Source organism: Nostoc sp., from assembly GCF_035638895.1.
Lineage (GTDB): Bacteria > Cyanobacteriota > Cyanobacteriia > Cyanobacteriales > Nostocaceae > Nostoc.
The window spans coordinates 1-13,056 of record NZ_DASQZC010000582.1; the positions used below are offsets into that span (position 1 = coordinate 1).

The following is a 13,056-nucleotide window of genomic DNA, read 5'->3' on the forward strand; positions in this document are numbered from 1 at the left end:
TTATTAATCCCAGAGGAAAAAGCATGATTGACTACGTTAACGCCCTGAAAACAAGTTGGTATATCTCCCCGCCTTGGGGTCAAACAATTCCGCCTGTTGAGGTCAATTTATTGGAAAGAGTTTACCTGAAAACCACGAGAAAATTTGGTTACTGTTCTGGTGTGCAATGGAAACATGAGTGTTGGCTTTATACAGTTATTTGTGGTGATGAAATTGTCCACGCCACAGAATATCAAATCATTGGGACTGGTGAATTAGAAACCCTCACTGTGCAAAAACCTGCTTTCGTTTTAGGGCAGAAAGTAATCCTATGTTCTTATGGTGATGACACAAAGCAACGGCTGATTTTAGGAGTTGTACTTGTAGATAAGTTTTGGTTTTACCTTGTCGAATTGGTATCGCCAACATTGGCTGAAACACCAACCATACTTAATCGCTTCTCATTGGTTGGTGAAAAAAGTTTGGTGCGCGTGAATGTCTAATTCTCTCTAATCAACAACGAAAAATTATCAGCCAACTAAAATTATGTCACAAATCGAAGTAGCCCAAATCATCGACCAAATAAAGCAAGAAATCACTGTTGACTCTAATGGACAAGGTAAGGCTAGTCTTCGTGCAACAGCAAGATTAGCTGGGGTTGATGCTGCTGGATTATTCAGAAGTCTCAAAACGGCTGTTGACAATTCTCACTCTAAAATGGTTGAAAAGCTTATCCGTAAAGGGTTTGAAGGTGTTGACATTTTAGGGTGGTCGCAGTCTGGTATCCCTGACGTAGCTGTTGCCGCAATACTTCACTATTACGGTTACGAAGCGGGGAAAAGATGCAGCGAACAAGCAAGATTAGCCTGTGAAGCATTTGAAAGTATCGGTGTTCGCGCGTGGATGCAAGACATTATGGGCTGGACAAAACCTGCTACTCAAACACAAGAACAACCCTCTACACCAGCCCTCCCCCCAGTTGAACAGCGATTGCATACTCTTGTTCTGGCAATGAAGACTTTAGCTGAGTTAACTGGTGGCAGACTCAACCCATACACCGAACAGCAATTTAAAGACTATGCCGCTAATCTGCTGACTGAACACAACAGAAAAATGTTGATTCCTTCAGAAGAACGCTGGCTTGGCGTGGTCAACTTTGCAGAGAGCGAACTGGGTAAAAAAGTCCCCCTGAGCGGCGCTCACTATCGCGGACACTTAGGGACATGGGTGAGAACATTTTACCCTCAGTTAGGCTCACGCCAAGAAACGCGATTGGTTAACGGCGTTCAACAGCCCATCTATGTCTACGCTTGCCATGATCCGGCTGTTGCGGCTGGGTTGACCAAAGCTATAGAAGGATTTTTCGCTCACCCTAGCCCTAGTGCAGCGCTAAAGCAGGCAGGCGCTTTCGCTAGCAAAAAGGAACCAGCGCTGGCTCAATGAAAGCGAACGCTTCCACCACAGAAACGTTCGCTAATTTAAAGATGCAAATTTTTGCTAAAGCATCAAATATCACCAATAACATTAAAAGTTTCTCTTTCATGCAGTCAAGCAATTAACAGTATTTTAAAATTATTTGTTACAAGGATGACTTCTATAGCAAATAATACACATCTTAGAAAGTGTAGTCACTTCAAGATTCCTAACAACCAAAATAAAAAGCGATTACCACTTTTATAAGTAACAATCGCCACACTAAAACACTCATTGCATCTCTAGGATAACAACAATGAAAGCCATAGTCACAGTAGTTGAAAAAATCACATCGGAAGCTCACATTGATATTCCTGACGGTTTAGCAGTAACAGCAATTAAGCAGCATATAACAGACCGCTATAACAGTGGCGAAATGCTAACTGAGATGAACATTTTCCACGTTGATTTTGAATCTATTAGCGCTCACATTGATTCAAAACCTTATATTACTTGGCATCAAGGCAACCCTTGTGATAACCGCCAGTATTACTTCTGCAAACTGGGAAGATTTACTTTGACTCTGTTAACTGACACAGAGCAAAATTTGACTCGTACAGAAGCTTATTTTGGGAATTTTAAGCAGCTTATTTACACATCGGAAAAAGAGATATCCAAAGAATTGGCAACAGCCGAACTCCAAAATTTCTTAAGTCGACTCGCTGTTGAACTTCAGACTTTAAGCCACATCGAATTTAGTGAGGATTTGGTATGACTGCCACACAATTGCTGATACCACAACCATATACAAGTGCATCTACAGCAGAAACTGTTGGTAGACATCCACTGAACTTTTATGAGTCTCCATCGTGGTTTACTACAGAATTACTGCGTTACGTTAGGTTGTCAGGTGTGATTGGTGAACCTTGTGTGGGGCATGGAGCGATCGCAACATTACTATCGGCGTGGCCCTACACCAAGCAAATGTGGACGAACGATATTGATCCACATAAAGCGGCTGATTACCAAATGGATGCAACACTATCCGAGTCATGGGCTAAATTTCCCGATTGTGACTGGATCTGCACTAACCCACCATACGCGGAATTTGCTGCACCAATTATCAAGAATGCCTACCAGAAAGCGCGTGTGGGTGTGGCTGCATTCCTATTAACTAGCTTTCTAGAACCCTGTGATGACCGAGCTGATTTCTTACAGCAGCACCCGCCGTCACTTGTTCTAATCATGCCGCGCTTCTGTTTTCGGAAAGACAAACGGGGTACTCGTTGGGCTACCGATAACATCACAATCTCGTGCTTTGTTTGGGATAAACGCGCAGCAGGGCAGCAAATTATTATTCGTCCCAAGTCGGCGATCGCTGGGTTTTACAAGAACCCTGAGCAGGCGATAACGCAAGAGCAGGCGATTGAGATAGTACGGGCGATGCCTACGGCGGCAAGCTACGCCAAAGGAGAATTATGCAACAGCTAACTTTATTTCCCGAATCTGCTTCTACTTTACCAGTTGCTTATTATCCAGAGTTTCTGAGCAAGGAAGAAGCTGACAAACTATATCAACATTGCCAAGAACTGCAATGGAAACAAAATCAAATCAGGATGCTGGGTAAAACTATTCCTGTTCCGCGCTTAGAGTGCATTTATGGCGATGAAGGCTGTGATTACCTTTACTCTAAGAGCGTTTTACTTAAACCCCTGCCTTGGACACAAGAACTTGCCCTGTTGCGTGACTTGATTACAACTGCCACTGGCTACAGCTTCCGCATTGTCATCGGCAATCAGTATAGAAGTGGACAGCATTCTATCGGCTGGCATAACGACAGTGAAGCTTCAATGGGGTTAAATCCAGCGATCGCCTCTGTCAGTCTGGGTTCAATGAGGAAATTCCAAATTAAGCCCATCGGGGGTAAGCCGACTGACTTTTGGCTGGAGCATGGGAGTCTGCTGGTGATGCTTCCGGGTTGTCAGAGTACTCATCTGCATCAAGTTCCGAAGACCAATAAGGTCGTTAGCACACGGATTAATCTAACTTTTCGACCGCATGTTGGGGGTAAAAGATGACCTCAAGTTATCGCTATTGCTGAGGTTTATATCCAAGATTATTAATATTCAAGGAGGATTCTATGGGATTTCGTAATGGTAAATCCTCTAAACAGTTTACTGCAATTCCCAACAGTTTAATTCGTGATCACAAAGTTACTGATTCAACATTTAGGTTAATTTCTTGGGTAGCTTCTCACGATGAAAACTTTGATATTAATTTTACGGTAATCGAAAAACATTTGGGGTACAAACGAGACAAAATCCGTAATGCTATCAAAAACGCTGAACAAAATGACTATTTAGTGAGAGTTCAAGAGAACAATCCGAACAATGGTAAGTTTGACTGGCAATATTACATTTTTACCAGCAAAGAAGACACAAAGTTATTTCGAGAAAATCATTCATCCATAGGTGGGTCATCCATAGGTGAGTCGTCCATAGGTGGGTTATCCATAGGTGGGTTATCCATAGGTGGATCATCCACCCCTCATATAGAAAAACAATTAGAAGAAAATAAATTAGAAGAAGAACACATACAAGAAGCACCCCCAACTCAGAACGCATTTCCCACTCAAGAATCGTGTGTGTGTGAAACTGAACAACTAAACCTTGAAAAACCAACTCCAGAAAAACCAAGTCTAGAAGAATCAGCCCCAGAAGAACCAACCCTACAACAACTCACTTCGCTGTCAAAAAATTCCAAGTCTTTGCAACAAACCGATAACCCCTCTTGTAGACCAATTATTGCGGCGGGGTCGTTCGAGAAATCCGAACAATCGAATAAGCCGCAACTAACCTGTCCCTACAAGACAGCCCGGAACGTGAAAGAACTGATTGATGCGTGGCTAACAGACCCGACTGCTATGAGCGATGATTGTGTGCCCCTGCTTGTTAGAGACTCAATCAAGTGGAATCGCTGGGTTTTACCTTGGCGCAGTGGAGAGCGAAAGCTGAATAACTTGTACCAGAATTTCAACCCCATAGTCGTGGATTTCCTGGCAAAAGAATTAGCCACGAAATCCAAACTCTCGGCACAACAGGAAATTACTCATGCTGTTGCAGTCATGAACACCTGGGAGAAAACCAAGGGTGGGTGGACAAATTTGAATCAGCGTTTAAGCCAAGCACTATTGCAAACAGAAAAACAGCCTCTACCTCAACTGCATACTGCTACGACAAAAAGACCAAAGGATACCACTAGCACCACGCTCGAAGATGCCTTGGCACAAGACCATAAGCGCCGTACTCTTGAGCAATCAAAACAAGAGCCATCTTTGGAGTATCAAAAAAGCCCACAAATGCTGGAACTTAAAGCGAAACTTCAAGCCAAAGCAAATGAGCCAAAAGTTCCGAGCAACACCAGACGATCTTCCACGAATTTGCGAGAAGTTGAAGCGCAGTTAAAATTAGCACTTGGAGCTTAATTATGCACTCTAATCAAGACAACGTACTTTCTTTTGCTCCTGACCGAAATCAAGTTAACTTACCACCTCAAAACATTGAAGCAGAAGAAGCGATTTTGGGCGGGATTATGCTTGACCCAGAAGCAATGACCAGAATCAGCGATATCCTTGTCAGTGAAGCCTTTTACATCAGTGCCCATAAAGATATTTATCAAGCCGCAGCCCAACTTCATGCTACATACCAACCCACAGATTTACTTTCAGTAACCGCATGGTTAGCTGACCACAATTTGCTCAATCGCATTGGTGGCAGAAACAAATTAGCAACTTTGGTAGACCGCACTGTGTCCGCCGTCAACATCGATGCTTTGGCTGATCTGGTGATGGAGAAATATCGACGGCGGCAGTTAATCAAAGCTGGGAACGAAGTTGTCAAACTCGGTTACGAAACAGAGACTGAACTACCACTTGTACTAAACCTTGCTGAGGCAGAAATCTTCACCGTTACTCAAAATCAAAGCGATGAACGCTGCAAGGTTTTCTCAGCACAAGACATGGGCATTGAACTTTTTCAAAAGCTGGAGATGGGCAATATGGCAGGGCAGAAGGTGGGTTGGTACGACCTCGAGTGCGATTCGTTTAGTCGAAACCTGAAAGGGAAGATGACTAGCTTTTGTTGAGTAACCAAACCTGGTAGAGTTCGCACTTTTAATCCTCAACAAATGACAATTCACTATCCATGTAGGTAAGGACATCTAGCCAAGCACCAAGCAAAGACAGCTAGAGGAAATAGAGGGAAGATTGAGGTATAAACTCAAATTATAACCTACTCCAAAATATACCAAGTCCTACTATCCTGGTGCGGGATTAAAAACACACAAACTACCATTTAACTGGTAGCCCCTACATTCAAGACTGACTATCAAAGATGTAAAGCGGGGGTGAAAGCGGTTAAAGACGGTAATAGCTGAAAGCGTCCACCGCAAGTAAGAGTCTATGGGCAGAACAAGCAAAGTGTCGTTTAACCATCGTTACGTACCACCAAGGGGAATAAGCTTGTAGACTCTGTTCTACCTCTTGGGTCAGAAATAGCTGGCAAGGATAGAGACTATCAGGTTTTCGAGACCGAGATAGCGCACCTCTTTAAATCCCGGTGGATAGACACGCCCTAACGACTTGATATGGATAGTGGAAACGAAATAACCTCTCGTGTGCTCCTGAAATAGATAACAGGAAGGTGTCAGCCATAAGCAACGAGAGAGAAGGATGGTTCAAAAAGCAAAAGCCCAACCCGAACTAACGGGTAACACCTGAAAAGGGATGGCATAACAGCCGGGATACGCTGACGTGAATCGCAGTGTGGGAAAGCTAGAGGTAACAGTAGCCATGAATAAGCCTAATTCGGATTCAGTAACGAATACCGAGGGATGGAAAACAATAAACTGGGTAAAAGCCGAGCGATATGTTTTTAAGTTGCAAAAACGCATCTATGCTGCTTCCCGTCGTGATGATGTCAAGCGAGTCCGCAAACTCCAAAAGACGTTGATGAGGTCTTGGTCTAATAAAGTATTAGCGGTACGCAGGGTAACAGTTGAAAACCAGGGTAAAAAAACGGCAGGAGTGGACGGAGTTAAATTACTGCCCCCACAGGCACGTTTACAACTGGTAAGGGAGTTAAAACTTACTGGCAAATCCAAACCTACCCGTAGAGTCTGGATTCATAAACCAGGAAGTGAGGAAAAACGCCCATTAGGAATACCCATCATGTAAGACCGCGCATTACAAGGTGTAGTAAAAGCTGCACTGGAGCCAGAATGGGAGGCGGTATTTGAACCAAATTCCTATGGCTTCAGACCAGGAAGGTCATGCCACGATGCAATCAAGCAGATTAAAGTCTGTATACAACAAAAGGCAAAGTTCGTACTTGATGCCGACATAGCCAAGTGTTTCGATTGCATCAACCATGAAACATTGCTTCAAAAGTTAAAAACAAAAGGAAAAGTCAGGCAACAAATAAAATCTTGGCTGAAATCTGGAGTTGTAGACGCAGGAGCATTTACTGCCACATCTGAGGGTACGCCACAAGGTGGGGTAATTTCACTACTACTTGCGAACATAGCCCTCCACGGCATAGAAGAAAAGATAAAACAAGAATTTCCAAGAATGTCTTATACAGGAAGGGAAACTTGGTTTCACAAAAGGGGATTTGCATTTCAATCTCCTAACATCGTCCGTTACGCGGACGATTTTGTGATACTCCATGAAGATATAGCCGTCGTCCAAAGATGCCGAGAAATTATCTCGGAATGGCTAAGTGGCATAGGACTTAAGTTGAAGCTAGAAAAAACACGTTTAGCCCATACACTTAATCCAGAATTAAGTGAAGATGGCTTCGCTGGATTTGACTTTCTCGGTCATCATATCCAGCAATATCCTGCTGGAAAATACCGAAGCATAAAATCTGAAGGCAAGGCACTAGGTTTCAACACCCTCATCACTCCATCCAAGAAGTCAAGTAAGGTTCACCTTGAGGAAGTTGGAAGAATCATCACAAAACATAGGTCTTCGCCCCAAGCGGCTCTTATAAAAAACCTCAACCCTGTCATAAGGGGATGGTCTTCTTTTTATTCAAACTTCGACGCGAAAACGGTTGGAGAATTATCAAAACAAGACTACCTTACATACCTGAAACTTCGACGATGGGCAAAACGCCGTTGTGGAAACAGTAAAGATGGTCATGATAAATACTGGACTTCCATAAATGGCGATAACTGGGTATTCGCAGCCAAGGAAGGGAAAGCGAACCCCCTCCGGTTACTAAAACATAGTGAGACAAGTTGCAGTAGCACAAGCTATGTGAAAGTTAAAGGTGATAAAAGCCCTTACGATGGCGACACAGTTTATTGGAGTTCAAGACTAGGGATACACCCCGAAATGCCTAATCGTAAAGCTAAGTTGTTAAAACTTCAAAAGGGTAAATGTCCTTGGTGTGGATTAAGCTTCCAAGATTGGGATGTAATAGAAGAAGACCATATCATCCCTAAAGCTCTTAGCGGGAGGGATGAGTACAAAAACCTGCAACTATTACATCGGCATTGTCACGACGAAAAGACCTCGCTTGATCTAAAAGAAATACGCAAGAAAGACCACTCAAAATTCCTAGAAAAACTTTCTCAATTCTGGGATGAATTTGACTGGGAATGGATAAATGACATTCCATCTTTCATAGGTATTAAGGTTAGGAAGTCCGAAATGACAAATGGATAACACACTGAGTAGCCGTGTGCGGTGAAAGTCGCAAGCACGGTTTCGGATGGGAGGGGTGATGCAGTAATGCACACCTCGACCCTAACAAATATCACTGGTGGCATTTATCCCAGCAGTTTAGTTGTAATAGCTGCTGAATCTCACATGGGCAAAACTCACTTCATGATTTCTTACGCTTACGAAATCATGACCAAACTTGGAAAACCAGTTCTGTACGTGACTCCAGAAATGGACAAGAATCAACTCAATGCCCGAATGCTGGCCCGAATTACAGGGGTAGACGCTTCTATGATTCAAACCAACACTCAGCACTACTGGGAACCAATAGCACAAGGCATAGGACAAATGGTGGAACTGCCTTGGAAGGTTTATGAACATTCATCCCCTACAAGCGCAATGATTGCAAGTGCAGTACGCCGTGCTATTGCTGAGTTTGGTGGTTCTATTGGTGCTGTTTTTATTGATTACTTGCAGCAGATTCCTCTGGAGTCCGGCGGAAATATGGCTTTTGAAGTCGGCAAGATCACCCGTCAGATTCGGGACATTGCCAAGTCTCACAAAATCCCCGTTTTCTTGGGCTGTCAAATCAATCGGGGCAATCAAACAACGGCTGACAAACGCCCCAATCGTCATCTGTTGCGTAACTCTGGTGAAATCTTCGAGGTTTGTGACCAGTTGATTATGCTTTACCGCGATGCTGTGTATACGAAAGACCCCAGCGATCGCACTATCGAGTTGATTGTTGAGAAAAACAGGCTTTACGGTAAGCTCGGCACTGCGACGATGTTGTGCGATTTATCAACATCGAAGTTTTTGAACTTGGCCAGGTAAATTTGGTACATTCTCTCAATTGGGCACTGATAGATGTATTTCTTACGCTTTCGTAAAAAATAAAGTTAATATTGCCCCTGTTAAATCTACATTCATTAATTTAAGGAGACAAGTACATTGAAACCAGTAACAATTATTAACTCTGGATGGAGCAAAAGCTTGCACCGGGAAGGATTATCTTTAGACCAGATGCAAGCGTTTGATTTAATCCATGACTGGTATGGTTCTAACCCTGATATGCCGTTTGTATTGCGTGGTTATGCAGGTACAGGAAAAACATTTTTAGTACAGCGAGTAATTCAATCTTTTCAGAATTGTTTCAAAACACGAGACTTAGATAAAAATAAAAATGTTGGTTTAAGAGTTGCTTTGTGCGCTCCAACGCATAAAGCAAGACATGTATTGGATGCAATGGCTCAACAGGCAAATCTTACTGTACATATCTCAACTCTTCACAGCTTACTTCATGTTATGCCTGGAGGAGAATATGATGAAAATGGAAAGCAGCGACTTAAACCAAATACTTACTCTAGAGAGCCTTATTATCACGAATTTGACTTAGTAATAGTTGATGAAGCTTCCATGTTAGGGCAAGAACTTTTTAAGTTAATTCCTTCGCGGATTCCTACTATTTTTATGGGAGATCCAGCACAATTGCCACCTATTGAAGATAATGTTGATTCTTCGCCAATCTTTCATTTGCCTTTGGGAATGGAATTAACGCAAGTCATGAGATACGAAGGGGCAATCGCTACTTATGTAACTGCACTCCGCCAAAATTTAAATTCTCAATTTCCACCACGATTACAGAGTGAGGGGAATATTGAGAAAATGCAATTTGATACTTGGATAGCAGCAGCTATCGATGCTTATAAATTTTCTCGCTCCTCAGCCAAGATTTTGGCATGGACTAATAATCAAGTTAACAATCTGAATCAGCAAATTCGAGCTGCACTTTATCCGGGTGCTGAACCAATAGAGATTGGAGAAATTCTCTTTGCGAAAGAACCTATTTTCTTAAATGCCGACTCTGGGGAACAAAAAGAAATTTTTATGCATTCCTGTGCTGAATGCGAAGTAAGAGATTTTAAAGAATACTCTGGTAGTAGGCATCATCTAGTGCATAGTCCGTTTAAAACTTATCGGATTCAAATCAAGAATGATCTGGGTAAAGAAGCATCCCTATCCATAATTCACCCTGATTCTTGGGATTTAATTAAATATGCAGTAAATAATGCTAAGAAAGAAATCTTTCAGCTAACTGCAAATCAAAGAAGCTATGCTTGGCGAGAATATTACGAGTTTTTAGAGACTTACAATTTATTAGTAAAAGGCAGTTTGATGAATCGATTGCAATACGGTTATGCAATTACTGTACATCAATCTCAAGGAGGAACATTTACTAATTGCTTTGTTGATACATCAAATATTTTTGGCTGCCGAGATAATCTGATGCGTAATAAGTTATTGTATGTTGCTTATAGTCGGGCTTCGCAACAACTTTACTGCTATAGTAAGTGGTAAGATTAAAAATTTTATCCAAATTCTTAATTAGCATACATTCTCATGTCTAAACACCTCATTAGGAACATGAGAATGAGACTGCCTTTATTTCTAAAAAGCACTTTTCTTTCATTTTCAGGCTAATAGTTATCAAATTAACTATTACATTACTACGAAAATATCAGAATTCCAATTTAAATAATTAGATTTATTTTTTGGAGCATCCACATGAAAGCGCTATCCGTCCGTCAGCCTTGGGCATGGGCAATCATTTATGCTCTTAAAGACATCGAAAACCGAGGCTGGCCTATCAATTATCGCGGCGACATTCTGATTCACGCTGCAAAAACCTGTACCAAAAAAGAGTACCAGGTAGCGAGAGAATTTTGCCAAGGGATGGGGGTAGTAATCCCAGAATTAATCTCTCTACGTCGCGGCCAAGTTATTGGCATTGTCACAATAGTTGATTGCAAGTTTTCACGAGTTGCATCTGGTTGGGGAATACCTGAGCAGTACCACTGGAAGCTGGAGAATCCACGCGAGATTACACCAATTCCCTACATTGGGCGGTTGGGAATTTTTGAAGTGCCTGATGAATTGGTCAGGAGTGCGATCGCAAAAATTTTCGGTCTACTGAATTTTTTTACTTCACTGAGGGCTGAAAACTCAGTTTCAAGCGTTTGCGGAGGGTCTCGTAGAGAACAAGTCAAAGCCGTGAGGAAGACTGCCGTTTTGCCGCGCCTGTGCCAAATCCTGAAAAATGGTCAGGACGGGCGGCTACTGTAGCGCGGTCAAATGTGCGATCCCTGAGTTTAAACCAGTTGAATGTCTAGATTAGTTTGGAAACCAGTAGGCTTATTTTCAAGAATGGCGAATCTGGATTCTTGGAAGAACAAAGAACCATTTTCAGGATTATAACTAAAGTCACTGGTGGAAATAGCACCAAACCCTACTTGAGAAATTTGGATTTTGTCACCTTCAACAGCTTTGAAATCTTTGATAATATCAACACCCTCTAATACGTTGGTAAAAACAAATTTATCTGCACCTAGCCCACCGGTGAGAGTATCTGTACCTAATCCACCAGTGAGTGTATCGTTTCCTCTCTTACCAGAAAGTGTATCGTTCCCGCCATTACCAAATAATAGATTATTTTGCCTATCTCCAACAATCGTGTCACTTTGATTTGTACCTTTGATATTATCAAAGTTTATAAATGTGAACTGAGCTGTATTTCCGCTAGGAAGATTATTAACTACGAAACTTTGAGTTTCAAGGTTAGCGTTGACTGATGCATCTCCAATTATAAAGGGCGCTGAAGGAGCAATTGAGGCATCTATAGTGTTATTTGCAACGCTAGCATCAACAACAAGATTTTCAAAATTACCAAGTAAATCTCTACCTAGTCCACCACCTTTTTGAAAAGTTCCATCAATGAAGATGGTAGAGCTTATACCTATTTTGCTGTAATCAGCCGTATCAGTACCATCTCCACCATTTAAGGTATCATTGCCTGCACTACCTCTAATAATGTCATTGCCGCCACTACCAGATAATTGATTATCAACAGCATCACCAGTAATAGTGTCCTTTTGATTTGTACCAGTCACATTAACAAAATTTTTCACCTTAACTGTAATTCGCGTTGAACCCCCAACTCTGATTTCTAGCCTTTCTTTAGATAAGTCAGCAACTATTGATGCACTGGTGTTATTAGTAGTAGCATCAATACTGTTAGCTTGTCCCGTTGCACCGATCAGGGTTTCAACTACATCATTAAATGTGTCAGTTCCAATTACACCTTTTTGCAAACCTGCTGGTTGAATTATTACAGGTTGTCCTAAGTCACTGTAATCAACAATATCGTTACCATTTCCACCAGTAATGGTATCATCGCCTGCACTAGCGATAATTCTGTCATTCCCAGCAGTTCCGATTAAAATATCGTCCTCATCAGTACCTATAATTGTTGCCATAATCTTGCTTTACCTGTTTTTGAGTAACTGCTGTATAATAACCTGTTATCGGCTGTATTTTTTCTGAAAAATGTTGCAGAATATAGTTATTAACTAAGATTTCCTCGCAGACATTCTGCTCCTAGAGCGACCACAACGTATGCAGAAACTCACGCGTTGCAGCGAATTCGAGGCACAATCCGGGGTTTGATTTCTTGCTCTGCTGTTGGAATGATGATCCGGCGTTGCAGATTATCGTTAAAAAGCTGCTGGCGAAGTATCCGCAGTGGGGGATTGCGATTGTGGATGGGGTGTTAGTTGATTGGGAGGGGTAGCGATTGCTCAATATAGCCGTGCCTTTCTGACTCCTGAATTCTTCAAAAAATAGCTACATGTTTACAAAAGTTAAGTAGGAAAAGTAGGTTTAGTAGGATCTTTTGTACTAACCCTTGATTATGCTGTTGATAAGCTGTAAATTGAGGCTTATTAAATAATGAATATCGGTAATTGCATATTTTTAAAACAAATCACAGCATTAATTTAGTGGAAACAGCAACCGTGATATCTATTAATAAGTACATTGTCAAATATTGTTTCTTAATTTTATCTGAATAACTTCATTTTGAATGTGATTCTATAAATTGG

13 protein-coding genes and 1 pseudogene are annotated in these 13,056 nt (G+C 41.8%); 13 read left to right on the forward strand and 1 reads right to left on the reverse strand.

Going from position 1 to position 13,056, the window contains the following annotated elements; translation table 11 throughout:
* From VE944_RS28715 to VE944_RS28775, 13 genes and pseudogenes are all read left to right on the forward strand, one after another.
* Positions 1-482: DUF1392 domain-containing protein (locus VE944_RS28715; RefSeq protein ID WP_324985469.1), on the forward strand; the 482-nt coding region annotated here is incomplete at its 5' end.
* A 43-nt stretch (positions 483-525) separates the two neighbouring features.
* A complete protein-coding gene (locus tag VE944_RS28720; protein WP_324985472.1) occupies positions 526-1,422 on the forward strand; it encodes a hypothetical protein in 897 nt (298 codons plus the stop codon).
* Between the two features lie 286 nt (positions 1,423-1,708).
* Positions 1,709-2,167 (forward strand): hypothetical protein, encoded by a 459-nt coding sequence (locus VE944_RS28725; RefSeq protein ID WP_324985475.1) that lies wholly within the window; start codon positions 1,709-1,711, stop codon positions 2,165-2,167.
* On the forward strand, positions 2,164-2,883 hold the full coding sequence (locus VE944_RS28730; RefSeq protein ID WP_324985478.1) for a hypothetical protein: 720 nt from the start codon (positions 2,164-2,166) through the stop codon (positions 2,881-2,883). The genes VE944_RS28725 and VE944_RS28730 overlap by 4 nt, the downstream gene beginning before the upstream one ends.
* On the forward strand, positions 2,871-3,470 hold the full coding sequence (locus VE944_RS28735; RefSeq protein ID WP_324985481.1) for an alpha-ketoglutarate-dependent dioxygenase AlkB family protein: 600 nt from the start codon (positions 2,871-2,873) through the stop codon (positions 3,468-3,470). Before VE944_RS28730 ends, VE944_RS28735 begins: the two co-directional genes overlap by 13 nt.
* A 62-nt stretch (positions 3,471-3,532) precedes the next feature.
* On the forward strand, positions 3,533-4,876 hold the full coding sequence (locus tag VE944_RS28740; protein ID WP_324985484.1) for a helix-turn-helix domain-containing protein: 1,344 nt from the start codon (positions 3,533-3,535) through the stop codon (positions 4,874-4,876).
* A gap of 2 nt (positions 4,877-4,878) precedes the next feature.
* Positions 4,879-5,535 (forward strand): DnaB-like helicase N-terminal domain-containing protein, encoded by a 657-nt coding sequence (locus tag VE944_RS28745; protein WP_414690170.1) that lies wholly within the window; start codon positions 4,879-4,881, stop codon positions 5,533-5,535.
* 706 nt (positions 5,536-6,241) lie between these two features.
* Positions 6,242-6,625 (forward strand): reverse transcriptase N-terminal domain-containing protein, encoded by a 384-nt coding sequence (locus VE944_RS28750; protein ID WP_324985487.1) that lies wholly within the window; start codon positions 6,242-6,244, stop codon positions 6,623-6,625.
* Between the two features lie 12 nt (positions 6,626-6,637).
* Positions 6,638-7,594: pseudogene (locus VE944_RS28755) on the forward strand (reverse transcriptase domain-containing protein); the annotation flags it as partial.
* A 195-nt stretch (positions 7,595-7,789) separates the two neighbouring features.
* The gene (locus tag VE944_RS28760) at positions 7,790-8,122 is read left to right on the forward strand and encodes an HNH endonuclease (RefSeq protein ID WP_324985519.1); all 333 of its coding nucleotides are present in this window, start codon (positions 7,790-7,792) and stop codon (positions 8,120-8,122) included.
* A gap of 66 nt (positions 8,123-8,188) precedes the next feature.
* Positions 8,189-8,953 carry a replicative DNA helicase gene (locus VE944_RS28765; protein ID WP_324985490.1) on the forward strand — a complete coding sequence of 255 codons (765 nt, stop codon included), beginning with the start codon at positions 8,189-8,191 and terminating at the stop codon, positions 8,951-8,953.
* 117 nt (positions 8,954-9,070) lie between these two features.
* A complete protein-coding gene (locus tag VE944_RS28770) occupies positions 9,071-10,477 on the forward strand; it encodes an ATP-dependent DNA helicase (protein WP_324985493.1) in 1,407 nt (468 codons plus the stop codon).
* A gap of 207 nt (positions 10,478-10,684) precedes the next feature.
* Positions 10,685-11,242 carry an ASCH domain-containing protein gene (locus VE944_RS28775; RefSeq protein ID WP_324985495.1) on the forward strand — a complete coding sequence of 186 codons (558 nt, stop codon included), beginning with the start codon at positions 10,685-10,687 and terminating at the stop codon, positions 11,240-11,242.
* A gap of 26 nt (positions 11,243-11,268) precedes the next feature.
* Here the strand turns inward: VE944_RS28775 and VE944_RS28780 are convergent, their stop codons facing one another.
* Positions 11,269-12,432 (reverse strand): calcium-binding protein, encoded by a 1,164-nt coding sequence (locus VE944_RS28780; RefSeq protein WP_324985498.1) that lies wholly within the window; start codon positions 12,430-12,432, stop codon positions 11,269-11,271.
* Between the last annotated feature and the right edge of the window lie 624 nt (positions 12,433-13,056).

What these genes read in the sequence shown, in the direction of transcription:
- VE944_RS28720 (WP_324985472.1), top strand. Translation starts at nt 526, where the DNA reads ATGTCACAAATCGAAGTAGCCCAAATCATCGACCAAATAAAGCAAGAA.
- VE944_RS28745 (WP_414690170.1), top strand. Translation starts at nt 4,879, where the DNA reads ATGCACTCTAATCAAGACAACGTACTTTCTTTTGCTCCTGACCGAAAT.
- VE944_RS28765 (WP_324985490.1), top strand. Translation starts at nt 8,189, where the DNA reads ATGCACACCTCGACCCTAACAAATATCACTGGTGGCATTTATCCCAGC.
- VE944_RS28775 (WP_324985495.1), top strand. Translation starts at nt 10,685, where the DNA reads ATGAAAGCGCTATCCGTCCGTCAGCCTTGGGCATGGGCAATCATTTAT.
- VE944_RS28725 (WP_324985475.1), top strand. Translation starts at nt 1,709, where the DNA reads ATGAAAGCCATAGTCACAGTAGTTGAAAAAATCACATCGGAAGCTCAC.
- VE944_RS28730 (WP_324985478.1), top strand. Translation starts at nt 2,164, where the DNA reads ATGACTGCCACACAATTGCTGATACCACAACCATATACAAGTGCATCT.
- VE944_RS28760 (WP_324985519.1), top strand. Translation starts at nt 7,790, where the DNA reads ATGCCTAATCGTAAAGCTAAGTTGTTAAAACTTCAAAAGGGTAAATGT.
- VE944_RS28735 (WP_324985481.1), top strand. Translation starts at nt 2,871, where the DNA reads ATGCAACAGCTAACTTTATTTCCCGAATCTGCTTCTACTTTACCAGTT.
- VE944_RS28750 (WP_324985487.1), top strand. Translation starts at nt 6,242, where the DNA reads ATGAATAAGCCTAATTCGGATTCAGTAACGAATACCGAGGGATGGAAA.
- VE944_RS28740 (WP_324985484.1), top strand. Translation starts at nt 3,533, where the DNA reads ATGGGATTTCGTAATGGTAAATCCTCTAAACAGTTTACTGCAATTCCC.
- VE944_RS28780 (WP_324985498.1), bottom strand. Translation starts at nt 12,432, where the DNA reads ATGGCAACAATTATAGGTACTGATGAGGACGATATTTTAATCGGAACT.